This is a genomic window from Nitrosomonas aestuarii (genome assembly GCF_003046585.1).
In the GTDB taxonomy this organism is placed as follows: Bacteria; Pseudomonadota; Gammaproteobacteria; order Burkholderiales; family Nitrosomonadaceae; genus Nitrosomonas; species Nitrosomonas aestuarii.
Map to the genome: position 1 here is coordinate 144,568 of NZ_QAAE01000006.1, position 24,550 is coordinate 169,117.

Below are 24,550 nucleotides of genomic sequence, written 5' to 3' on the forward strand. Positions count from 1 at the left end.
AGTACACTTTGAGTGCGCCGGCGCTTTCATTAACAAGCAACTGATGACACCTTAATTTCCGGCAATTAGTTGCTGCAAAAACAGCGATGTTTTCACCAAAAAACAAGGCATTCGTATAATATTCCGTTTAATCTACTGTGAATCACATTATGTCTTTCATTCAAAATTACGCTAAAGCACTCGTAACCGCAAGCCTTATATTTGCCCCGTCCATGACGCAGGCTAATCCGGTCGCCTGTTTCAACACTAATCTAGGAAATTTCTGTATGGAATTACTGGAAAGGCAGGCGCCCAAAACGGTGGCTAATTTTGTCAACTATATTGACAGCGGGGCTTATTTGCAGAGTATATTTCACCGCAGTATGCCAGGGTTTGTCATTCAAGGTGGTGGATTCAAGGTGATAAAAGGCGATAATGGCGCGACAGTTACAGCAGTGAACACTTTCGACCCGGTTGAGAACGAATTTGGTATTTCCAATACTCGTGGCACAGTCGCCATGGCGAAACTGCCGGAAAAACCCGATAGTGCGACTAACCAGTGGTTTGTTAATCTGAGTGATAATTCAGGCTCCCCGGCATTTTTAGATACTCAAAATGGTGGTTTTACCGTTTTTGGAAGAATTCTGTATGACGGAATGGCCGTATTTTCTGCCATTGAAGATTTGCCACGCACTAATTTTGGAGAACCTTTATCCAGCACGCCGACTGTTAATCTTGACGTTACCAAGCCAGCCATGATCGAAAATTTTGTGCGGGTCAGCAACGTGGAATTGCATGATGTGACAAGCGTTTTTAACAATAACATTTTAAGTTTTGCAGTCGATGCCGGTAACAACGGTTTTTTTGAGGCACAGCTGGAACTGGTTGTCACAGATACGGGTGTCGTGTTTGAATTTGACCCTGCCAGCGTCATATCATTATCGACAGCGCCGACCAATGTGGCGACTTTTTCGGCACAGAACCGTACACTTACTATTCCATCCGTGATAGTGAATGAAACAACTCTGCTGAACAATGTGGTGCTATCGCTAACTGATCCGGCTAATTTACAATTTACACTGGTAAGTTTTGAGTAAAAAGATGCTATCAGGTTATAAAAAAGCATATTCACAGAAATGGAGAAATCGATGATTCTACGGTAGAATCAGTTACAAAGCCGGATCATCAAGAAAGTGCAGCATACTATGTTCCTGCAACCACAAGCCAGAGGGGAGCCAAATTGCAATTATTTGCTTACAATCAGGTGGGGCAAACTGACGAACTCGTCATTTGGGTTGGCGTCCTGGGTATATCCGATCCGCCGCCCGTATCATTTTCGATTGCCGGAGGCGATGCGGTCATCCCAAAAGATACAGGAGCATCATTTGAACCACTGGGTGATGGCAGCGCGTTAAATCACCGCGCCATATTTGTATTTGACTGGCCTGACACGCCTGAACGTTTCCCAATTGAGGTGGCTTGCGGCGATGCAAAAGTGCATTTAACCAGCAAACGTCCGCCACGCTTGTTGCCGGTTCTGGGGGAAACCAGTTTCAACTTGCTCCTACTATCATGCTATTACCAGCCAAATGACAAGACCGCACGAAATGTTGCCTGGTTGATCAGACAACTCAAACCAGCCGCTGATTTTACGTTTCTCGCCGGAGATCAGGTTTATCTTGATTTGCCTTTACTGCAAGACCTTCCAAAAGAAAAAACAAAACTGGCGCAAATCTTGGGGAAAAAATATCTAACCAACTGGTTCTCAGCCCAGCTATCACAACCGGGATTAGCCAACTTGCTCACGCATGGTCCGGCAATGTGCATACCCGACGATCACGAGTATTGGAATAATTATCCTTATTACCAATTACAGCTCAATAACACACACTCAACCAATGACAGGGAAAACTGGCGTGACGTAGCGACATTGCTGTACCAGCGGTACCAGATGGCACCTGCCCAAAACAACGGCTTTTTCCGTATGGATATAGCGCCGCTGTACATGCTGTTTGTTGATGGCCGCAGCGTACGCGACGATGCAGACGATCATATGTTCAATGCGGCATCAATCAATGCGTTAACGCAATGGACAGATGAATTGCTGGCCCGAAAAGCGGCCAATATGTCCGCAGTGGGTTTACTAAGCTCCGGCCAGGCGTTTCTGATGGAAAAGGCAGATGCATGGAGACGTCGTTTGGTGGATGCTGAAATGCCGAACTATAAAGATTTTGAAACCTTGAAAACAGCATTGACCAAATTGATTAACGCCGGCATACCGGTGATTTATTTGACCGGCGATGTCCACTGGGGACGTATCGTAGAGGGCAGAAATAAAACAGGTGAAGTGATGTTCTGTGAAATTATTGCTTCACCTGCGCGTCTGATTGATTCGATTGGTCAGGATCAGTTGAATTTTGTAAATAATAAACTGCGCAAGATTTTTGACGCAACCAAACCTTTTCCCTATCACACTGATCCTCCAGATGAAGTACCTGATATGAAACTTGCGAATCTTGATTTTTCAATCAAGCATAAACAATCCGGAGATCATGTCGCAATGCTGCGTTTTAACCAGATTCCGGGCGGTGTTTCTTTAGCAGTGGATTACTACTGTACTGATCCGGATACTCAAAAACGTACTATGTATAGCAAAACAGTTGCGCCTATTAAAATAGTAAGCCTGAATTAAATATATTGGATAAAGGGAAGTAAAATGATCAAGCAATGTCTTTCAAAAAGCAGTATTGACAGCCAGAAAATCCATTTGTTATCACGCAATAAAAATGAATCCAATGTCAATTGGCTTGAGCGTGCCTATCATGACCTGAATATTGCGAACCCGAGTCAATGGAACTGTATTGTATTGACGGGGGGGAAGGATATTGCGTCTTTTCGCATCCGCGTAGCCCAATCCTACCTGCGTGGAGACATGCTGCCTTCTTTCTGGTCTGATTGCGGGTTGCTAAAAGTCAATTCCAAAAAATTCGCCAATTCCAAGTTTTATTATTTACCTTTACTGCAACCGTCTACCGACAGCTATGCACCGAAACGCAACGGGCTGGTGGAAATACAGCTCAACAAGTTATTTGATCAGCGAGAATTTCCAAACTTGGCGCTACTGGCAATTCCAGTTGCACAGAAAGGCATTTTTGACACATTAAAAGACTATAAAAATGAACGCATCGTGTATGATGCCGTAGAAAATATTTTGCCCTGGCTGGCTTACGTATGGGGCATCGGTAACGCCACCAATCCTTTGATGCAGCAAATTGGTTTTCCCTCTGCAATGATGTTGAGTCAATTATTCAGCGTTCATAATTTTGATTTGGCACCTGGTGCCAACGGCAGTCTTTCATCACCGGAAGTCTTTTGGAGCGGGGTGAAACACTGGCAGGATTTTTACAGTAAAACGCAGGAAAATGGCTTGCTGCCAGAAGCACGCTATGTGACAGATCATATTTATGATATTGATGAAAACTGATAAACGCGGCAGATACGCGCAAGACCCACCAGACCATCATCAATTGACAGTGTCAAGGTTTCTTATCAGAAAACCATTTTTTTAGACCAAAACTGAAATTTCACGATCACATGGTTTTTCTTGATCGTATTCATTGTTTTCGTTTGCGAAAATAATGTGCGTGTCATTCACAACGCTTTCTGTCGACACAAATCCCAGTAAGGCGTACCTTTAAACCGCGCCACCAGAAAGTCAATAAACACCCGGACACGCTGCGAAAGATAACGAGTCTGCGGATAAATAGCGTAGGCTGTTAACTTCGGGCACGTATAACTTGTCAGCAGCGGAACCAAGGCGCCCCGCTCAATTTCCCGATAAACAATAAACGGCGGAATTAGAATGATACCCAGTCCATTGACGGCGGCATCGCGCAGAAATTCACCGTTACTGGCTTTCAGACAGAGATTTATTCTAGTTTTGATCAAGTTTTTATCGGCGTCGCATAAATGCCAGTGATTGTAATCGCGAAGCAGATTATAGGCCAGATATTGACGGTTAATCAGGTCATTCACTGATGTTGGCATCCCCTTGCATTCCAGATAAGCCGGGCTGGCGCATATGACGGCTTCGATGACCGCAAGGCGGCGTGCAATCAGATTGGAGTCTGCAAGATTGGCAATACGAACTGCCAGATCAAAGCCTTCCGCCATCAGGCCCACCTGGCGGTCATTAAAATCCAGATCGAATTCAATACGCGGATGAATTTGTAAAAATTCATGAATAGCCGGCCCCAGATGCATTAAACCAAAACTTAGCGGCAATGCTACTTTTAGCGTGCCATGCGCTTCGGATACTGCATGCTCGGCTTCAAATAAATCATCCAGTATGCGTAGCGACTGATGATAAAACGTACGCCCGGTTTCAGTCAGGGTCATGCCGGGTTGTTCGGTGAAAAAGCGCGGCGCCCAAGTGCGTTTCCAGCTCTTTCAAACGCCGACTTACAACAGATTTTGCAACGCCCAGCCGGTCTGCCGCGCCACTGATGCTGCCTGTTTCAACCATGCGTATAAACGTATGCATATTTTCGAATCGGTTCATTGTGAATTTTATAGTTGCTAAAAACAGAACAGTTATTTGTCAATATGGTTGTTTATTCTTAATAAGATAACAGCAATAATACTTCTGACACACATTGACAGTGAAATTACAACGTAAAAAACAGGTGGAAATATTATGGACAAATCAACACACAACACCCGTTTCATCCCTGCAACGGCAACCAGGGAAGGTGCCGGCGTTACTGTGTTCCGCACTATCGGCACACCCGCATTGAGAAACTATGACCCGTTTCTTATGCTGGACCATATCAGCAGCAACAATCCCGCTGATTATATTGCCGGGTTTCCGTCACACCCGCATCGCGGATTTATCACTTTTACATACATGCTGGATGGGCAAATGATACACCAGGACAGCATGGGCAATACGGGCAACCTGGGTCCGGGTAGCGCACAATGGATGAAAGCCGCCAGCGGCATTATTCATTCGGAAATGCCGAAACAGGAAAATAGTCTGCTGCGAGGTTTTCAGTTATGGATCAATTTGCCTGCGGCACACAAAATGGATCGTCCCGAATATCTGGAATACGCTGCCTCGGCCTTTCCTGTCGTAAACACATCCGACTATACACTCAAAGTGTTAATCGGAAACTATGCCGACACATTCGCACCGATTCGCGATGACATCACCGAAGTGTCTTTCTTTGACGTACAGGTTCTACCCGGCAGGTCATTTCAGTTGCACGCTCCGACTAAATGTAGTGGCTTTCTCTATCCGTATGAAGGTGCCGGACAACTCAATGGTTCCAACGTTGCCTCTCAAACGCTTGTCATTGCTGATATTGAAGATAATCCGGTTGAATTTACCGCCGGTTCACAAGGGGCACGGTTTCTTGCTGTGCATGGCAAACCGATAGATGAACCCATTGTTCAGTATGGCCCGTTTGTTATGAATACCCGCGAAGAGATTGAACAGGCCAAGAAGGACTATGAATCGAACCAATTTGTGCGCGATCAAGCATGGATTTATCAGGGCAAATAATTTTTTAATACATTAGGAGATACAAATGAAACAAATCAGTCAACTGATTGCACGTGTTTTTATAGGTCAACTTTTTTTACTGTCCGGCATCAGCAAAATGCAGGGATATGAAGGTATGCAAGGCTATATGAACGCGATGAGCGTACCAGGCGAACTGTTGCCGTTGGTGATCATATTGGAAGTGGGCGGCGGATTGGCCGTTATCGCGGGATGGCAGGTACGCAGGGTATCAATCGCATTGGGATTGTTTACCCTCGTAGCTGCTGCAGTTTTTCACAATGATTTTGCAGATCAAATGCAACTGATCATGTTCATGAAAAATATCGCGGTAGCAGGCGGTCTGATGTTGCTTGCCGCACACGGCGCAGGTGTTTACAGCCTGGATCAGCGTCGCTCAGCAGTTTATGCATCATCATAATCATTGAGAGTACGACTCAAAAACGCCGGCAAAATTAGTTTGCCGGCGTTCATGCATGGTTATTTTCAGAAAAGCAGAACGTTCCTCTTTAGAAAGTTTGCCTATTTCTTTGACAACACTGAAAAAGCTGGCCATGTCGCCATTTTGCTGAAAAAGCAGTGCCTCAAATGCTGGTATTAACTGAGTATAGACTGAAACATTAGCCAGACGCGCATTGTTGATCGGTTGCGAAAACCAGCGATCATAGCGTCTGAATTCAGCTCTACTGGTTTTTAATAGCGCAAATTCCTCGCGTAAATCATCAAAAATACGCGCCTTCCCAGTACGCTTTTCTATTTCGCTGATGTCTGCATCAAAAAGCGTTTCCAGTCGCATGCGATGATTGCGCACAAGAGTATTAAATATCGTTTGTCTTTTCCGTCGAGCGCGATATTCGGCATATTCATTTGTCGTACCATTGTGCGCAAGCCAGCGTTTGACACCTTCCTGCTCAACCAAAGTCGCGAACGATTCGTTGAAGACCGTATCGCCAGGCACATAGACAACCTGATGTGCAAGTTCATGAAAGATCAAACGCGCAAGTTCCAATTCCGACTCGATAAAAGTATTCAACACTGGATCAACAAACCATCCCAACGTTGAATAAGCAGGGATTCCGCTGACGTGAACATCGTACCCTTCGGCCCTAAGCTTATTTGCATAGTTTTCAGCCTTGGTCAGCGAGAAAAAACCGCGATAACTCACACAACCTGCTTGTATGAAGCACCACTTTTTTAATTTGAAAGAAAACTCTGGCGCGGCGACAACATTCCAGACTGCGTAAGGCCGTTCCAGATCGGCATATTTTGTGTAGCTTCGATTATTGGGAAGCTTGAGTTCGTTACTTGCAAAGCTACGTATTGTTATGATCTTATTGAGTGTACGCTTCAAATCAGGATCGACACTGGGATCAGCAATCAGAGTATTAATCGGCTGGGATCGGCGCAAAATATCCATATGGCCGCCGACTGCTTGAGCATAGTAAGCCAAATTAGCGCAACCGCTGACCGATGTTATCAGGGTGGCAATTGTAAGTATTTTTAGAAAATGTGGAATCTGCAAAATTTTTTAAATAATTGCCTGATGCGAATCAACTCCCGTCAATACTTTTCTAACTGGAGAGGATGATTTGCGTATTTTTTTAAAGAAGTGCTAGCACCTAATTTTATCACTCAAATAGAACCATTCCTTCGATCTATTAATCCTCAAATCCGGGCACGCTGGGCTCAAGTTGCAAGACCTGAACAGAAATAGCAGAAAAACGCTTGACACATCTACAGCGAGCATTCTATTGCATCCACGCTATCAAGATTCTTGATGCTATCATCTACTTTTTTGTGTTAATTTGCACGTTGTAAAGTGCTGAACTGTTAACTCTGATTTCCAATACCCAGATTCCTTATTTATTGTCTCCATGCCCACTTAAATGTTTTTTGCACCACTTTTTAACCTGCATTATTCCAGCACTCATTTTATCTGAGCATTCATAAAAACATAATGACAATATATTACTGAAGTACCCATTATGTCTAACGAACGATTAGTTATTATTGTAAACCGCAAAGCGGGAACAGCAAGGCGACTGGGACGCACCGGCCTGCTAAAAGCGTTACAGATCGTCAACAGACCCATTCAACTGATGTGGCTTCACCCGTCAGAATTATCAACCTGGATACAGAAACTGATTAATGACGGTACCGACAAACTCGTCATTGGCGGCGGAGACGGTACAATCAATCAGGCAATCCAATATTTGGTCGGCACTAAAATTGTACTTTTCCCCCTGCCACTAGGCACAATGAATCATTTCGTCAAGGATTTACAACTACCAACCCAACTCGATGAATTTTTACCGTTACTGAATAGTGAAGTCAACCGGCATATTGACGTAGGCTGCGTAAATAATCAGTTCTTTTTGAATAACGTTTCCCTGGGCATGTACCCGCTTGTCGTTCGATATCGGGGAATGGCCCGATTCTCACAGCGCTTCCCAAAGCTGATCGCAACCATTTATGCACTGACAAAAGTGCTGTTGCGCCATCAATCCAGGCGATCATTCTTATGGCGTACCAATAAAGGGGACGACATCAAATCACCGATGTTTTTAATTGCTAACAATCATTACGAGCTTGATATTACCTCATTGGTCCATCGAAAGCGTCTGGATCGTGGAAACTTGATGATTATTGCCCCCGTTGATGTCAAATTATTGACATTGCTGGAAGCGATGCTTTACGCCTGGACCGATCGCATACAAGACGCCACTCGCCTTGACATCCGTGCAGTCACAGATATCGTCATCAACACTGATTCAGATCATACCCACGCCGTTATTGATGGAGAACTCACAAAACTGAGCACACCTATTAAACTGCGGACGAAAAGTGCAGCATTATGTGTCGTGGATGCAAATTGATAGTATCGATTGCATAAGCGCTTTGGTAGAAAAATTTCATTGGACATTTCCGTTCATATAGACTAGGCAGTTTGGAAACTGTATTGTTAAAGTCTGAAAGATAAGTTCATACGTATTTCTCAGAATCAATGACAAAAATCCTTCACTTATCTGACCTGCATTTTGGAAAGCACTTTTTACCCGGTGTGAGCGAAGTCGTGTTGGCACAAGTTGAAATGCTGTCCCCGGATGTGATCGTGATCAGTGGTGATTTTACCCATCGCGCCAAAACGCAGGAATTCGAAGCCGCACGAAAATTTCTACAGCGCTTGCCACCACTTCCGCGCGTTATCGTCCCTGGAAACCATGACGTGCCACTGTATCGTTTTTGGGAGCGCTTATGGCATCCGCACGCGCTGTATCTCAGCTATCTGGCTGACAGACTCGACACCTCACTTTGTGTCGATGACGCGATATTTGTTGGTCTGGATTCCACCGCACCATACCAGGCGATTAAGAATGGTCGATTGAGTCGAGAGCAGCTAGCGTTCTGTGCGCATACCTTTGCTGCGGCACCGGACGATATGTATAGAATAGTCGTCATGCACCACCATCTGGTACCGGCACCAACATTCGACCGAACCTGGCCGATGCCGCAAGCCAAACGTACTCTGGAAGCATTTACGCGCATGCAGGTTGATATTGTATTAGCGGGCCACCTACACCGCGCCTATGTCGGTCATTCTCTCGACGTATATGCAGGGGAAAATCGGGATCACGGGATTATCATCGTACAATGCGGCACAACAACCTCACGCCGTGGCCGTGGTCTCGAACGTGAAAAAAATTCTTTTAACTTAATTACACTTTCGGACACGAATATTTTGGTAGAACATTATCACTATCATGAACAGATAACTATTTTTGAATTAGTAAGCCAGCATGCTTTTAAACGCCGCAGGCCAAAAGGAACTAATCACAATTGAAAAAAACAAAATCATGACAAGAACACAATTGTCTGACTGTAACCGTCCAGACCAGTTCCGTCTTACTTGCTATTTCTACAGTGCAATTTATTTGAATAATGCAATCGTACGGCACTGTATGAAGTGATCTCCCCATCAAGTCAGATTAAATATTACATTTATTCTGAAATTCAAGGAAATAAAGTGAAATGAGATTATAAATTATGACTATCTTAAAATGGATCGGAATCACCTTCATATCGTTCGTTTTTTTATGTGTAATGTTAGTCTCATTGATGAACTGGAATTGGGCGCGCGATATGGCTGCGCAAAAAGTCAGTGATTTGACGAACCGAAAACTGACCATTGATGGCGACTTGACTATCAAATGGTCTATATCTCCCCACATAAGAATTGAACAAATACAATTTGAAAATGCGGCATGGAGCAGTCAACCAAATATGCTGGAACTCGCAGTGCTGGAGCTACGCATTGAGCTGCTCGAACTGATCAAAGGTCGTGTGGTGTTTCCTGAAATTATACTTACGAAACCACATATAATTTTAGAGAAATCGCCGGAAGGTAAACCCAACTGGACATTCTTCAGCACTGATGAAGAGCCTCCATCGAAAGATCGTACCGAATTTCCAATTATCGAACATTTGAGCATTAAAGATGGAAGTTTGGTTTATCGTGATTCATCTGCACAGACAGCCATTACTGCAACACTTGCGACGATCAATGAGCAAACGGATGAAGAAACCACCGAACTAGAAGCCAAGGGAGAAATTAATGGGCGACCGGTGGAAATAAGCTTAAATGCCGGCCCATTGATTGCAATTCTACAAACAGAAACTCCCTATCCACTAGCTCTGGATTTACAAGCCGGGAAGACGACTCTTAATATTAGCGGCACAATTACACAGCCTTTGGAATTCAAGGGGCTGGATTTAAATTTTATAATAAAGGGACCTAATCCCGAAAAATTATCACAGATACTCAGATTACCATTGCCCAGTTTGCCACCTTATCAGTTGAAAGGTGAATTGTCTTACCTGGATAACACATTGCAATTGAAAGCTCTGGATGGACGAATCGGTAACAGCGACATCGCCGGCAAAATCAGCTTGAAAATGAGTGAGCCTCTTTTCATAGATGCAGACCTTACTTCGCAAAATGTCGATTTAGACGACCTTGGTCCACTCATCGGTCTTGCTCCCGATACCGGGCCTGGCGAAATGGCCTCTGTAGCGCAGGAAAAAGAAGCAAGAGAAGAAGCAGCCAATTCACTGGTTTTGCCCAAAGAATCCATTGATTTTGAACGCATAAAAACAATCAATGCCAATATCGTCTTTCGAAGCAAACATGTCGAATCAAAGCTGCCTGTGGATGATCTTGTTATGAAGGTCATCCTTGATAGCGGGCATTTAATACTTGCCCCGTTAGATTTTGGTGTCGCTACCGGGAGTATTCGATCACGCTTTGAACTTGACGCGCGAACACAGCCGATTGAAAGTAAAATAGAAACTGAAATACGTCACGTTCGACTGGGTGAAATTTTACACCGTTTTGAAATCGCAGATAAAAGTGCGGGGCTGATTGGTGGCCAAGCAACATTTTGGTTCAACGGCGATTCTATTTCGGAAATGTTCGCCTCAGCTGATGGCGGGCTACTTATGATTATGACAGGTGGTCAGTTTGACGATCTCTTGGTGGAACTCGCCGGAATTGACATCGGGGAGGCATTGGTCGCATTATTCGGTGATCAAAAAAATGATGCAAAGATTAATTGTGCTTTTGTAGATATTCCAACCAGTAACGGCATCATGAACATGGATACCCTGGTAGTTGATACAGAGGACACTGTTCTTCTGGGCAAGGGTTCAATTGACTTCAATACGGAACAACTGGATTTAATTATTGATCCAAAACCAAAGGATCTGAGTCTTTTTTCAGCCCGCGCCCCACTGCATATTGAAGGCAATTTCAATGAACCAACCTTTACAATTGGCAAATCCGCTATTCTACGCGGAGCAGCTTCGCTTGCATTATTACCTTCGGCCCCGATTGCGAGTTTATATTCACTTCTTCAGGAAGAAATGAGAGACGGAAATAAAAACAATCAGGAAAACATTCATTGCTCTGGTCTTGTAGACGCCATTCATGAAGCGCGAGACTAGAAAATATTTTTAAATTGCGATAGAGAACAACTGATGATCAAAATAATACGTCACATATGGATTCTTGGTTTTTTAATTATCATGATTGGATTAAGCGGCTGCGCTGGTCTACTCAGCACAGAAACAGTAGAAAGCGCATCAGAGGAAGATGTGATTTTGGCTATGGAAATTAAAGCAAAGCTCATTGAAGCAACAGAACTAAGTGCCGCACCCATACATGTGGAAGCTTCTAACGGCATTGTAGTACTGAGCGGTTTCACCGAAACAGAGTCACAACGTCAATTAGCCAATTCGATTGCGCGGAAAACACGTAATGTCAAGCAGGTCGACAACCGGATCCAAGTCAAGTAATCTTGATGAGCAGTCGCACAGACTTGATCTGAACACTTATACAGTTAGCTTGGATGACGCGGCACCCAGACTTAACAATATCTCCAGACAGAGTTGTTTGGAGTCTGACAGATGAAATCGAAGCCGATGTCTATCCTGCGTCTGGCCAATCAAGGGCATTCGTTTAAAACAGCAATTCGAACACGAGTACTGTTAGCACTGACCGCCCGTCATACGCTGCACACCTTTCCATCGCCTTATGTTTAATTCCTTCAACTCACCGGCGAGCTTGATGTTGCGAAACGAAGTAATCGTGAAGCAGCGACTTGTTGCAGACGATTTGGTAATTACAGACAACATCCTTCATGATACTTGGCGCTAAAATACTGCAAAGTCCATCTTGTACTATAATAGCTGACATGTACGGCAACATATCATTTCAATATTCAGATACATTCCATGAACATCACCGAAATTAAAAGCTATATGCAATCCGTTGGCCATGAAGCACGCGCAGCATCTCGTCTGGTTGCGAAGGCCGAGACGGCAGTCAAGAATCGGGCGCTGATCGCTATGGCAGACGCGATCAGCCGCGATGAACAAAAACTCCTGATCGCCAACGCACATGACCTTGACATTGCAAAAACCAAAGGACTGGAAGCCGCCTTGGTTGACCGATTGAAGCTATCAGCCAAAGGGATTTCGAGCATGGCGGAGGGCCTGCTGCAGATCGCAGCACTGGCCGATCCAGTGGGTGAGATCAGCGGGCTGAATTATCGACCATCCGGCATACAGATCGGAAAAATGCGCGTGCCCTTGGGCGTAATCGGCATTATTTATGAAGCACGCCCCAATGTGACGGCGGATGCCGCGGGACTTTGCCTGAAAGCGGGCAATGCGGCGATTCTGCGCGGTGGCACAGAGGCGATTCACAGTAACCAGGCAATCGCGGCATGTGTTCGAGAAGGCTTGAGAGCTGCTGGATTGCCGGAAACCGCAGTGCAAGTTATTGAGACGACAGACCGTATGGCAGTGGGTGAGTTGATTACAATGCAGGATTACGTCGATGTCATTGTGCCGCGCGGTGGCAAAGGATTGATTGAGCGCATTTCAAATGAAGCGTGTGTTCCCGTGATCAAGCACCTGGACGGTGTCTGCCATGTCTATATCGACGATCAGGCAGATTTCGACAAGGCAGTCAAAATTGCCGACAATGCCAAAACACAGCGTTACGGTACCTGTAACACCATGGAAACGCTGCTCGTACATAGCAATATTGCCGGAAAAGTATTACCGGTACTCGGAGAAATCTATCTGGATAAAGAAGTTGAAATGCGTGGTGATGATGCCGCTCGTGCAATCATTGCGCAGATGAATCCGGCCACGGAAGAAGACTGGTCGACGGAATATCTGGCCCCCATTCTCAGTATTCGGGTAGTCGCCGATCTGGATCAGGCGATCGATCACATCAATCGCTATGGCTCTCAACATACAGATGCGATTGTCACTGAGAATTACTCACGCGCACGCCGCTTTCTGCGTGAAGTAGATTCCAGCTCTGTCATGGTGAACACCACCACGCGCTTTGCAGACGGTTTTGAATATGGACTGGGTGCCGAGATCGGCATTTCCACTGATAAGATTCATGCGCGCGGCCCGGTGGGGCTGGAAGGTTTAACCAGTCAGAAATATATTGTGCTCGGAGATGGGCAAATCAGGCAATAACACACCCTATTGATTTCAACGCTTACTGTACACTTAAAAAAATAATTATGGCTCAAGTTGTCGAGATAAAAATTCCGGATATTGGTGATTTTCAGGATGTGCCTGTGATTGAAGTACTCGTTTCGCCCGGTGATACTGTGGAAAAAGAAACTGCACTTATAGCGCTGGAAACAGACAAAGCAACAATGGAAATCCCGTCTCCGCAAGCCGGAACGGTCAAAATGGTTACCGTAAAAGTGGGTGACAAGGTTTCACACGGCACCTCTATCCTGACGCTGGAAGCAGTCGATCAAGAAGCACAAACCAACGCCTCCGACACTTCCGTTTCCGAGGAAAAACGACCGACAGCGCAAATCAACGAAACGCCTGCCGATCCACCGCCCGTAAAACCCGAGCTCCATACTGAGAATAATAACAAAACCTCAACAGAACAAAGCAAACCAATGGGAAATATACCACGGGGCGATTTACATGCGGAAGTTGTGGTACTGGGTGCAGGACCAGGAGGTTATACTGCCGCTTTCCGCGCGGCTGATCTGGGTAAAAAAGTGATTATGATCGAACGTTATGCCACGCTGGGTGGCGTGTGCCTGAATGTCGGCTGTATTCCGTCTAAAGCACTTTTACATATGGCCAAGGTCATCACTGAAGCGGGTGACGCTGAAAATCATGGTATCGTTTTTGGCAAACCGAAAATTTCTCTCGAGAAACTGCGAACATGGAAGGAATCCGTTGTCGGAAAGCTGACCAAGGGCCTGAAGACGCTCGCCAAACAACGCAAGGTAGAAATACTGCATGGCACAGGAAAATTCGCCACTCCACACATGATACAGGTAGAAACCAGTGAAGGTAAGAAATCTGTTTCATTTGATCACTGTATTATTGCTGCCGGCTCGAACGTAGCGCGTATACCGGGTTTTCCTTACGATGACCCACGCATTATTGATTCCACCGGCGCCCTCAAGCTGGAAAAAATACCCAAACATATGCTGGTTATCGGCGGCGGCATTATCGGATTGGAAATGGCGACTGTTTATGCGGCACTGGGCAGCAAAATCAGCATTGTTGAATTTATGGATCAGCTAATTCCAGGTGCAGACAGCGATTTGATCAAACCTCTCTACAGACGGATCAAGAAACGCTATGAGGCCATTTACCTGGAAACCCGCGTGACCGAAATTGAAGCCAGGAAATCCGGTCTCACCGTCAGCTTTGAAGGTGAGAACGCACCGGCGCCACAGACCTATGATTGTATTCTGATGGCAGTTGGTCGCCGTCCAAATGGTTTTAATATCGGTGCTGAAAGTATTGGCATTCAGATTGATGAAAAAGGCTTTATTCAAGTCGACCAGCAACTGCGCACCAGTATCACGCATATTTTTGCTATCGGTGACATCATCGGCAGCCCTATGCTCGCACACAAAGCAACTCATGAAGGCAAGCTCGCCGCCGAAATTATTGCCGGACATAAGGTCTTATTTGATGCACGCACAATTCCGTCTGTTGCCTACACAGACCCAGAAGTTGCCTGGATGGGTCTGACCGAGCATGAAGCAAAAAAACAGGAAATCGAGTATGAGAAAGCCAGCTTCCCCTGGGCAGCCAGCGGACGGGCTATTTCTATGGCACGGGATGAAGGCATAACGCAATTTATTTTGGATAAAAAAACACGCCGCATTCTGGGAGCAGGCATCGTCGGTATAAACGCAGGTGAACTCATTGCAGAAACTGTGCTGGCGCTGGAAATGGGCGTAGACATGGAAGACATCAGTCTGACCATTCATCCCCATCCCACTCTTTCTGAAACTGTTCTTTTTGCAGCCGAAATGGCTGAAGGAACAATTACAGATTTGTATGCGCCCAAAAACAAAACATAGCTGCTTTTTCTACATTATCAGTCAATTGATTTTATTTCATGAACTTATCCAAAGTTACACTGGCTTTGTCTTGCCACTCCTGTTATATTCCTTAGCATAGGGTTATAGGTTAAAAATCATTAATTAGCTATGACTTAATATCGGCGACCTATTTCCACATCGTCAACAAGACAATTTAACATTTTAAAAATCATGAATTTATTTAATGGTGATTAGATGCTTATGGTGCTAAAACGAAATTACATCATTACATGTCTGTTGGTTTTATTTTTTTGCGGCGTTACCATCAACGCAAGTGCCACACATATATCAAAACCCGTTCTTGTTGAATCCGACACACACTATATAGTGGGAGAAAAAATCGTTATTAACGGATGGGTAGATTACAATGCACAACCAACAGCGGATGTTTTGTTGAATTTTCAAGTCATTACCGAGAACAATACAGTAATTGTCGAGAAGTCTTCCTCCAGCGATAAGCAGGGTCATTTCCAATTTGAATTAGATACTAAAAATCTGCCACCAGGTATCTACAAGATTATGGTCACTTCTCATTGCCTTGAAGTTCACCGTAGTATCTGTTCCTACAACAGTGAAACTTTAGTTGTTGAACTCAACAGCCCGTAACGCCTGCTGCCAACACCTACGCTTGTTACCGTAAAAAGGTGATTGGAGGCTGGCATCATAGTCGGTAAAATCAAATAGTGAGCCTGGTTAGATTGTCTAGCTATTACTCTCATTACAAGCACATCTTTATTCATACAATACCACATTACTAATATGCTGTTTCTTAATAGTAAAAAGTTAATTCTTCCAAAATCACGTCCACATTATCTCTTTTTTATCATCAACTTGGTGTTTTTGTCCGGATGCCAGTCACTCGATCATGTGCCCTCAGACCATAATGAGTTAAATCCAGCATTCTTTTCTCGGCAAGATAACCTTGAAGAACGGATTACTGAGTTGAATATGCGCGAAAAAGCACTCATTTCGCGCGAAGCAGCTATCAGCGCGCGAGAAAGTGAGTTGGTAACATTGTTGGCTGAATTATTTAAACAAAAGGAGCAACTGGAAAGTCAGCAGGAAAAACAACATAATCAAACGAACAAAGCTGCGCTCCCGCCCAATTCGCGGCCAACTGGACAATCTCCCAAACCCGTTACGAATAATTCGCGCACCCCGACAAGCAAAACCTCAAATACTTCAAATAAAACAAATACCAAAGATAAAAGAACGATTCTTGGCGGTCTGGAATATGTCTATCTTGACCCACCTGGCATTAGCCTGAGTGCCAGAATTGATACCGGTGCACAAACTTCATCGCTGAATGCACTCGACATGGTCGAATTTGAACGTGACGGCAAACCCTATATCAAGTTCAATATTATCGACCCGAATACAGAAGAAAAAATTGAGTTAACACGCCGCATACGCGGCCACACCAAAATCAAGAAACACAAGATAGAATCCCAGCGCCGCCCCATTGTTCGATTACGAGTCAAATTGGGCGACATCGACGAACAAATCAGCTTCACTTTGATTGATCGCAGCAAATTCAAACAACAGGTTCTCATTGGCAGAAACTTCTTGCGCGACTTGGCAATTGTCGATGTCAGCAAGGAATTCACCCTGCCCAAACCAGATAATACTCAATAATAAATGCAAGCCAAATCCAGACTTTATACTGTTGTTTTACTGATTCTGTTCACCGGTATCGGATTAATTCTTTACAAGCACCTGATGCTGGGCTTTCCACTTATGCCGGATGACAAAAAGTTTGTCTGGACAATCGAAGCAAAGATTGATTTTCAGGCTCACGGGGATCCGGTCATAGTCTCCTTGGCCCTGCCACCGAAAGAACCACATCTCACCTTCATGGAAGAAGATTTTGCATCATCCGATTACGGCTTCAGTGAGCTAGTGTCTAATAGTGAGCGTCGCGGCCAGTGGAGCAAAAGAACAGCCCAGGGTACTCAAACGGCATACTACCGCCTAAGTGTCTACGAAAATGATAAAATTATTGAAATTCCGCCATCCGATGCACCAGAACAACTCAAAAAACCTGAATTGGATGAAGTATTCCTGACGGCCTCCTTGACATTATTAAAAAAGGTTCGAGCCAGATCTGCAAACCCTGAAATCTTCACACGCGAATTGGTTCAAACATTAAACTCGACATCTCCCGGTCAGAATCAACGCTTATTACGCAATGACAAAGCTGGTGAGGATTATAAAACACAGCTGATTCTTGACTTGCTGGCACTGGAAGGTATCAGCGCGCGTGTTGTCCGCGGTCTTTTTCTTGAAGACGGACGCAGGCGCCAGTCTCTCACTAATTTTGTGGAAATACATGACGGAAACCAATGGATATTATTCAATCAGGACACAGGTAAAAGTGGCAAGCCGAAAAATTTTTTGATCTGGCAGCGCGGCGGACAATCTTTACTGGACGTAGTTGGCGGCAAAAATTCACAAGTTTCTTTTTCAATTATTAAAAATACGCATTCAACTCGAAATCTTGTTGTCAGCAGCAGTCTGAACAAACAGGCAACTGTGATCGATTTTTCTATTTACAGTCTACCCATTGAACAACAGAATGCTTTTAAAATGATCCTTTTGCTGCCGATCGGTGCATTAGTCGTAGTCATCATGCGTATTCTTGTTGGCATCCGTACCTCCGGCACCTTTATGCCGATTCTGATTGCGCTAGCCCTGATTCAAACCACCCTGATAACGGGTATTGTAATCTTTCTACTTGTCGTAAGTACCGGTCTGCTCATACGCTCCTATTTATCGCGACTCAATTTATTACTGGTCGCACGCATATCTGCGGTCATTATTGTCGTCATTACCATTATTGCAAGTATTAGCATTATCAGTCACAAGCTGGGTCTGAGTCAGGCGCTCACGGTAACTTTCTTCCCGATGATTATTCTGGCATGGACAATTGAACGCATGTCTGTACTCTGGGAAGAAGATGGCCCCAGAGAAGTTATGATTCAAGGTGGAGGAAGTCTATTAACAGCAGTGATTGCCTATATTTTCATGACCAACCGTACTGTTGAATACCTGACTTTCAATTTTCCGGAATTAATGCTGGTTAATCTGGCATTAATTTTGATACTTGGTCAATACACTGGTTATCGTTTAACCGAACTTTATCGTTTTCATTCAATGGGAAAGCAGCATGTTTCTGACAAGCTTTAGAAGACTCAAGAACATGGGTATTGTAGGCATGAACCAGAGAAACTTCGCTCTGGTATCGCGTTATAATCCACGTCACTTATACCCGTTGGTAGACGATAAATTGAAAACAAAACAACTGGCGCAAGCAGCCGGTATTACAGTGCCCAAATTGCTTGGGACCTTACACTATCAATATGATGTCAAAGAGCTCAAAAACATGCTCAACGCCTATCAGCAGTTTGTTATCAAGCCTGTTAAAGGCAGTGGAGGAAAGGGTATTCTGGTCATCACCGAACAAAATCATAATCTCTACTATAAACCCAGTGGTGAAGCCGTCAAACTCTCGCATATCGAGCGGCATGTTTCTAATATCCTGAGTGGACTGCATAGTCTTGGTGGCAAACCCGATTCTGTCATGATCGAATCTCTGATACAAATTGATCCGGTTTTTGCTGATTATAGCTATGAAGGCATTCCGGATCTTCGCGTGATTGTCTTCAAAGGGTATCCCATTATGGCCATGTTGAGACTGGCTACACATGCTTCTGATGGCAGAGCCAATCTGCATCAGGGTGCAGTCGGTGTCGGTATCGATATCGGCACCGGCGAAGCACTGCATGCGGTTCAGTATGGGATCCCTGTTTATCATCATCCAGATACACACAAGGCATTTAATGATTTAACGGTGCCACATTGGAACAAACTGCTTACATTGGCTGCCGCATGTTACGAAATGACCGGACTGGGTTATCTTGGCGTTGATATTGTCATGGATAGGGACCAAGGGCCTATGATAATCGAGTTGAACGCTCGGCCTGGACTTTCCATACAAGTTGCCAATTTTTCGGGGCTAGCGCCTCGTGTTGCAATCGTTGAAGCACTGGAGAGTTTTGATCATGATGCGCAATCGCGCGTCGACTTTAGCAAGAAAAATTTTGCCGCCGTTCGGAATTTAATACGCCCTCGAAGACGGACAAATCATATCAAAAATGCATCATTTCTTATTCTTAATTAAGTACCAAACCATCATCACTTGTTGTTATCGGTTCTCTCGCTAGCCGATTCTTTGTTTTCCGTTTGAGCATACACGTGGTTCCGATCCGTTAATTCACTTTTAAAATCCAAACCGACCTTCTCTACGACTTTTGTCAGAGTAGAACGCGCCGCATACATTCCCATTCCCAAATGAAAAAGTGTTTTTAAGGGAACGGAGCCATTGAAGAGTAAAGGTATCAGTCGCACAATATCGGTGGTGCCATCAGCATAGACCACATCCAACAGCGCGGGTGGCGGCGAAAACTCCAGGGGATCAACGATTGCACGTATCGCAATAAAAGGAATATCCTTTTGTGCGGCAAAATCCGCTACGATCGCTGTTTCCATATCTGCTGCACAAGCACCTGTTTCCTCTCCCAGTTCTAATTTTTCTCGTCGTGAAAATAACGGCGCCCGACTGCCAGTCAGCGTTCCGCCCACAACAGTTAAGTATGAAGGCAGTAACTTTAGCACACGTTCACGCCACTCCAATGTCACCGGCAATTGCCTGCCGTTATAATAAATACTTTCCGGCACCACCAGATCCCCGGGTACCAATTTGTTATCCAGGGCAGCAGCCACGCCAAAGCTAAGCAGGGCATCAACTTCATACTCATGCAGTATCTCAGATGCTTTCAGTGCGCCTTCATTGCCCATTCCACTGAGGCAAAGCCGCGTAGTCGGTGCGATTCTGGCAATTTTAAAAAGTGGAAAACGTAGTTTCATTAAACAACTGGCTTCAGACTTTAATGCCGACACAATGCCCACAATACTATCACTCATTCCTTGTGCTCCCAGGTTAAGGCGCGATAACGGGCCAAAGCCCATACTGGAAAGTATTTAGAATACCCATGATATTTCAGATAAAAAACACGTGGAAAACCTGGCGCAGTAAACCACGGTTCCTCCCATAGACCTTCTGCAGATTGACTGCGCAATAAATATTTGACTCCATCGGACACTGACTGACTGTTGACCTCTCCGGCAGCCATCAAACCAAGCAGCGCCCAAGCCGTCTGAAAAGAGGTGCTGGTCTCAAACCGACCCGCCTGTTGTTGATCGAAGTAGGAATCGTTTGTTTCACCCCAACCTCCATCTTCTCGCTGCACCGATTTCAGCCACTGAACTGCCCGTCGAATTGAGAAATGATTCACATCAAGTTTGGCCAGCCTTAAAGCCTCCAATACTGACCAGGTTCCATAAATATAGTTTGTACCCCAGCGACCAAACCAGGCACCATTGGCTTCTTGTTCATGAAGTAAAAAAGCGATACCCTGCTGTACCGCCTGCTGATGACGCGACTCACCATATAGACTAAGAAAGCCAATGCAACGAGCGGTCACATCACTTGTCGGAGGATCAATCAATGCGCCATGATCGGCAAATGGAATTTCATTGAGATAGTGATAAGTATTATCGATATCAAACGCAGCAAAACCGCCGTTGCTTGACTGCATACCCGCAAGCCAGTTGGCGGCACGCATGAGCGGTTGTTCATAAGTTCGCGCATTTTCAGATGTTTGTGCTTGCACCAACGCCCAGGCAACAGCTGCAGTATCATCAAGATCCGGATAATGTGGGTTGGCATATTGAAATGCCCAGCCGCCACCCGGCAGTCTCGGACATTTATCACGCCAGTCACCCGCTTCATCCAGGACTTGTTTTGTCAACAACCAGTCCATTGCCGTATGTATCGGTTTTTGATCCGTTCCGGGATCTTCCTGTAGCGCCAGTCCACTTAGCACGGTATCCCATACAGGCGATGTGCATGGCTGACACCAAGCTTGCTCGCCATCATCGATTAACAGACCTTTTAATGCATCACGGCAAAGTACCCGATCAGGGTGATCATCACTATATCCTAGTAACGCCAATGCTTGATATGCATTGACCATAGCAGGAAAAATAGCGCCTATCCCACACTCACCATTTAATCGCTCCAGCGTCCATCGTTCGGCTCGTCGTATCGAGTAGCGACGCAGAAATTCGGGAACACGCGGCTCCACCCTGGATAAAATGCGTTCCACCCCCATAAAAAATCGTTTCAGGCGCGTTTCCGCTTTGGGAAAATAATTCGTTTCTTGTTCGGGTGGAACTGTAAACAATTCACGAATATCAATATTTCGCGGATTAACCGCTTTCGCTTTTAAAGTACACAAAATTGAAAGCGGCACCATCACGGTACGCGACCAGTACGATATCTTGCTTAGATGAAACGGAAACCAGCTGGGTAACAATATCAATTCAGACGGAACAACAGGAACGCCGCGCCAGGGTATCTGTTGATACATCGCCAGCAGCAAACGTGTAAAAACATTTGCCCTGGCTGCACCCCCACGTTTTAGAATTGCTTCGCGCGCACGAACCATGTGGGGCTCTTCAGGAGAATCGCCCACCAGCTTCAACGCATAATAAGACTTGATAGTGCAACTGATGTCAAAATCCCCACCATAATACAGTGGCCAGCCATTATGTACCTGATCCTGCTTCGACCTGATAAAACGGGCAATTTTGTTTTCAAGCGCTATATCCACCTCATCCATAAAATGCATCATCAAAATATATTCTGCGGGTATCGTGCAGTCGGCCTCCAACGGAAAACACCAATGACCATCATGATTCTGTAGTGCCAATAACGCCGAACGTGCCTTGTTAAATTGGATATCCAGCGCCAGTTCATCTGCTCCATTTTTGTTGGTTAAATCAGTATTGTCCTGGGTCATTTCTATGCGTTCATGCATCCCGTTCATATAAATCTTCAATGTAATTAGTGGTTGGATCTCAGTAATGTATTCATGTTGTTTTAATTATTCGGATCAGATCCGTTTTCATGAATGTCCTGCTTAGCGGTATCCTGCATCAGGGGCTTTCCGGGCGCACCTTAATCAGAAATCTGTTTTTTTATTTTTGTCTCAAATGGATTGTCTTGAAATGGCTCTTCATCATAAAGATTAAGCGGCGGATTGCCGTCGTAAACCAAAAATTCTCGTTGCTGCAGTGATGCTTCCCGAACAAATAAATAAGGATCAAGCGCCGCCTGATCACGTATGCGCATAGGACCTGCAAGACGCGCCCGTTTATCAACCGCTCCCAAAATGGTTAAAGGCGCAAATACCCCAGCCCCGGCAACCGCACCTACATAAAACAGCACATTGGTTACCATTGTCACCGGCACGCTTGCCACGTCGCGCTTGCTACTGGGCCCCAAAATAGGAATAAATAAATAAGAGCCTGTATCGACACCCCATACGCCCAAAGTTTGTCCGAAATCCTCATCGTGTTTTTCCAGTCCCATATGGGTTGCCATATCAAACAAGCCAAACAACCCTACTGTCGAATTAACTAGAAAACGTAAGCCATCCGCAAACCCCTGTTTCACCTTTCCTTGTAAAAAGGCATTTAAAACAACATTCGGATACGAAAGGTTGTCATAAAAATTACCAATCGAACGCTGTGCAGCATTCGGCACATATTCCACATAAACATCGACTACCGGTTCAAAAAACACACGATCTACCTTATCGGTGAAATTATATGACGCACGGTTAATATCCTCATGCGGATCAACTGGGTCCACATCACTGCCGTCTTTTTGAGACAGTGTAGAGCAGCCTTGCAGTATTAAAATAAGTGCCAGTAAAAAAATAATTTTAGGCAAATTATTGATTTTATTCGAACTCATACTGTAGGAGGACTGAACATATCCATTCATCTACCAACAAAACCGATCAACGTTATCACTTTATAAAAGTTGCTATTTTATATGGGATGTTCCACCATGTCACAAAACTGAAAAATGCGGCAGCTAAATCCGTTGCTGCATTGGTAAGCGGCGCGTGATGAGTCCTTGGCCACTTAACCAATCAATTTCATCCTCCAACGCTTTACGCAATGTATTTTGTGGAAGCCCCAGCTCTTTGACTGATTTATCGCTATCAAAATGCATCGGATAACGCGCGAGTCTCACGCCAGTTAACGGTGCCCTAGGTTGACGGCGTGTAACATAATCAGCAAGAAATTCAGAAACAGCACCTGCAGTTAACGCAACCCAATACGGAATGCGAACTTTGGGCATAGCAAGTCCGGTGATCTCCTCAATCATACGCAACAACTCACCCAGCGTCATATTTTCATTACCCAGTATATATCGCTCTCCATACCGGCCTTTCTCGGCCGCAAGTATATGACCAGCGGCGATGTCGCGAACATCTATCAAATTAAACCCACAATCAAGATAAGCCGGCGTGCGTGTATTGATAAAATCCAGAATCATGCGTGTAGGCGGCGTAATTTTACGATCACCCGGACCAACCGGTAAAGTAGGTGCAACAATGACAATAGGCTGACCATCCTTGGCCGCTTTAAAAGCAGCCTGCTCTGCAAGAAATTTTGACCGGCAATAAGGTCCTGGCATTTCATGTATTCCGCGCTTTATGGCTGCATCAATCGCATCAACATGGCGCGCCTTTCCCGTTAAAATAGATTCAGTAGAGGTATAGACAATGACATCAAGATCATGATTTGCAGTTTCATTCAGTATGGTGCAGGTACCTTCATAATTGACACGCCTGAAGTCATTTTTATCACGCGTCCACAAGTTCGGATTGGCCGCGAGATGATATAATCTGTCGACGCCTTTTAATGCTTTTTTGACAGCATCGGCATCACATACCGAACCACGCACCACTTCCACGTCAGACGATAACGGCACATCTGCTAATTCCAACACTCTGACAGTTTCACCACGTTCAAGCAATTGCTGAACCAAATGCGATCCAATAAACCCTCCTCCGCCTGTCACCAACGAGCGTCGATTACTCACGCCTCTTCCTGTTTTTTTAACAGCATAAAGATTCTT

Annotated in this window: 23 protein-coding genes; 16 read left to right on the top strand and 7 right to left on the bottom strand. The window is 44.9% G+C overall.

What is annotated here, in order from left to right:
- Positions 1–149: 149 nt before the first annotated feature.
- The 3 genes from C8R11_RS07300 to C8R11_RS07310 all read left to right on the top strand — a co-directional run bounded on the left by C8R11_RS07300 (position 150) and on the right by C8R11_RS07310 (position 3,463).
- Positions 150–1,076: a peptidylprolyl isomerase gene (locus tag C8R11_RS07300; protein WP_219908555.1), complete on the top strand. Its 927-nt coding sequence runs from the start codon at positions 150–152 to the stop codon at positions 1,074–1,076.
- 143 nt (positions 1,077–1,219) lie between these two features.
- Positions 1,220–2,671 (top strand): metallophosphoesterase family protein, encoded by a 1,452-nt coding sequence (locus tag C8R11_RS07305; protein WP_107795135.1) that lies wholly within the window; start codon positions 1,220–1,222, stop codon positions 2,669–2,671.
- A 24-nt stretch (positions 2,672–2,695) separates the two neighbouring features.
- A complete protein-coding gene (locus tag C8R11_RS07310; RefSeq protein WP_107795136.1) occupies positions 2,696–3,463 on the top strand; it encodes a hypothetical protein in 768 nt (255 codons plus the stop codon).
- Positions 3,464–3,630: 167 nt separating this feature from the next.
- On the opposite strand, the gene C8R11_RS07315 is transcribed toward C8R11_RS07310, so the two are convergent.
- Positions 3,631–4,377, bottom strand: a complete 747-nt coding sequence (locus C8R11_RS07315) for a substrate binding domain-containing protein (RefSeq protein ID WP_244907592.1) — start codon at positions 4,375–4,377, stop codon at positions 3,631–3,633.
- A complete protein-coding gene (locus C8R11_RS16685; protein ID WP_244907593.1) occupies positions 4,364–4,540 on the bottom strand; it encodes a helix-turn-helix domain-containing protein in 177 nt (58 codons plus the stop codon). The genes C8R11_RS07315 and C8R11_RS16685 overlap by 14 nt, the downstream gene beginning before the upstream one ends.
- Before the next feature lie 135 nt (positions 4,541–4,675).
- On the opposite strand from C8R11_RS16685, the gene C8R11_RS07320 reads away from it, so the two are divergent.
- Positions 4,676–5,542 carry a pirin family protein gene (locus C8R11_RS07320; RefSeq protein WP_107795137.1) on the top strand — a complete coding sequence of 289 codons (867 nt, stop codon included), beginning with the start codon at positions 4,676–4,678 and terminating at the stop codon, positions 5,540–5,542.
- Positions 5,543–5,567: 25 nt separating this feature from the next.
- Complete coding sequence (locus C8R11_RS07325; RefSeq protein WP_107795138.1) at positions 5,568–5,960, top strand: DoxX family protein; 393 nt, start codon at positions 5,568–5,570, stop codon at positions 5,958–5,960.
- On the opposite strand, the gene C8R11_RS07330 is transcribed toward C8R11_RS07325, so the two are convergent.
- Positions 5,961–7,061 (bottom strand): aminopeptidase, encoded by a 1,101-nt coding sequence (locus C8R11_RS07330; RefSeq protein ID WP_107795139.1) that lies wholly within the window; start codon positions 7,059–7,061, stop codon positions 5,961–5,963. It abuts the gene before it with no gap.
- A 463-nt stretch (positions 7,062–7,524) separates the two neighbouring features.
- On the opposite strand from C8R11_RS07330, the gene C8R11_RS07335 reads away from it, so the two are divergent.
- The 11 genes from C8R11_RS07335 (at position 7,525) to C8R11_RS07380 (ending at position 19,672) form a co-directional block, all read left to right on the top strand.
- On the top strand, positions 7,525–8,415 hold the full coding sequence (locus C8R11_RS07335) for a diacylglycerol/lipid kinase family protein (RefSeq protein WP_107795140.1): 891 nt from the start codon (positions 7,525–7,527) through the stop codon (positions 8,413–8,415).
- Positions 8,416–8,543: 128 nt separating this feature from the next.
- Positions 8,544–9,380 carry a metallophosphoesterase family protein gene (locus tag C8R11_RS07340; RefSeq protein WP_107795141.1) on the top strand — a complete coding sequence of 279 codons (837 nt, stop codon included), beginning with the start codon at positions 8,544–8,546 and terminating at the stop codon, positions 9,378–9,380.
- A gap of 203 nt (positions 9,381–9,583) precedes the next feature.
- Positions 9,584–11,539, top strand: coding sequence for an AsmA family protein (locus C8R11_RS07345; RefSeq protein ID WP_107795142.1), 1,956 nt, complete (start codon positions 9,584–9,586; stop codon positions 11,537–11,539).
- Positions 11,540–11,572: 33 nt separating this feature from the next.
- The gene (locus tag C8R11_RS07350; RefSeq protein ID WP_107795143.1) at positions 11,573–11,890 is read left to right on the top strand and encodes a BON domain-containing protein; all 318 of its coding nucleotides are present in this window, start codon (positions 11,573–11,575) and stop codon (positions 11,888–11,890) included.
- Between the two features lie 111 nt (positions 11,891–12,001).
- Complete coding sequence (locus tag C8R11_RS16950) at positions 12,002–12,136, top strand: hypothetical protein (protein WP_280523880.1); 135 nt, start codon at positions 12,002–12,004, stop codon at positions 12,134–12,136.
- Between the two features lie 192 nt (positions 12,137–12,328).
- Complete coding sequence (locus C8R11_RS07355) at positions 12,329–13,594, top strand: glutamate-5-semialdehyde dehydrogenase (RefSeq protein WP_107795144.1); 1,266 nt, start codon at positions 12,329–12,331, stop codon at positions 13,592–13,594.
- Positions 13,595–13,641: 47 nt separating this feature from the next.
- Positions 13,642–15,471 carry a dihydrolipoyl dehydrogenase gene (gene lpdA, locus C8R11_RS07360; protein ID WP_107795145.1) on the top strand — a complete coding sequence of 610 codons (1,830 nt, stop codon included), beginning with the start codon at positions 13,642–13,644 and terminating at the stop codon, positions 15,469–15,471.
- 222 nt (positions 15,472–15,693) lie between these two features.
- On the top strand, positions 15,694–16,098 hold the full coding sequence (locus C8R11_RS07365) for a hypothetical protein (RefSeq protein WP_090697165.1): 405 nt from the start codon (positions 15,694–15,696) through the stop codon (positions 16,096–16,098).
- Positions 16,099–16,332: 234 nt separating this feature from the next.
- Positions 16,333–17,127 carry an ATP-dependent zinc protease family protein gene (locus C8R11_RS07370; RefSeq protein ID WP_219908556.1) on the top strand — a complete coding sequence of 265 codons (795 nt, stop codon included), beginning with the start codon at positions 16,333–16,335 and terminating at the stop codon, positions 17,125–17,127.
- Positions 17,128–17,130: 3 nt separating this feature from the next.
- Positions 17,131–18,678: an inactive transglutaminase family protein gene (locus C8R11_RS07375; RefSeq protein ID WP_107795147.1), complete on the top strand. Its 1,548-nt coding sequence runs from the start codon at positions 17,131–17,133 to the stop codon at positions 18,676–18,678.
- Positions 18,659–19,672, top strand: coding sequence for an alpha-L-glutamate ligase-like protein (locus C8R11_RS07380; RefSeq protein ID WP_107795148.1), 1,014 nt, complete (start codon positions 18,659–18,661; stop codon positions 19,670–19,672). The genes C8R11_RS07375 and C8R11_RS07380 overlap by 20 nt, the downstream gene beginning before the upstream one ends.
- A 14-nt stretch (positions 19,673–19,686) precedes the next feature.
- Here C8R11_RS07380 and C8R11_RS07385 read toward each other — a convergent pair whose 3' ends face one another.
- The 4 genes from C8R11_RS07385 to hpnA form a co-directional block, all read right to left on the bottom strand.
- Positions 19,687–20,475 carry a phosphorylase family protein gene (locus tag C8R11_RS07385; RefSeq protein WP_107795149.1) on the bottom strand — a complete coding sequence of 263 codons (789 nt, stop codon included), beginning with the start codon at positions 20,473–20,475 and terminating at the stop codon, positions 19,687–19,689.
- On the bottom strand, positions 20,472–22,442 hold the full coding sequence (gene shc, locus C8R11_RS07390) for a squalene--hopene cyclase (protein ID WP_107795150.1): 1,971 nt from the start codon (positions 22,440–22,442) through the stop codon (positions 20,472–20,474). Before shc ends, C8R11_RS07385 begins: the two co-directional genes overlap by 4 nt.
- 131 nt (positions 22,443–22,573) lie before the next feature.
- Entirely contained in the window at positions 22,574–23,374 is an 801-nt protein-coding gene (locus tag C8R11_RS07395; protein WP_244531770.1) for an MlaA family lipoprotein, read from the bottom strand.
- A 123-nt stretch (positions 23,375–23,497) separates the two neighbouring features.
- Complete coding sequence (gene hpnA, locus C8R11_RS07400; RefSeq protein ID WP_107795151.1) at positions 23,498–24,514, bottom strand: hopanoid-associated sugar epimerase; 1,017 nt, start codon at positions 24,512–24,514, stop codon at positions 23,498–23,500.
- Between the last annotated feature and the right edge of the window lie 36 nt (positions 24,515–24,550).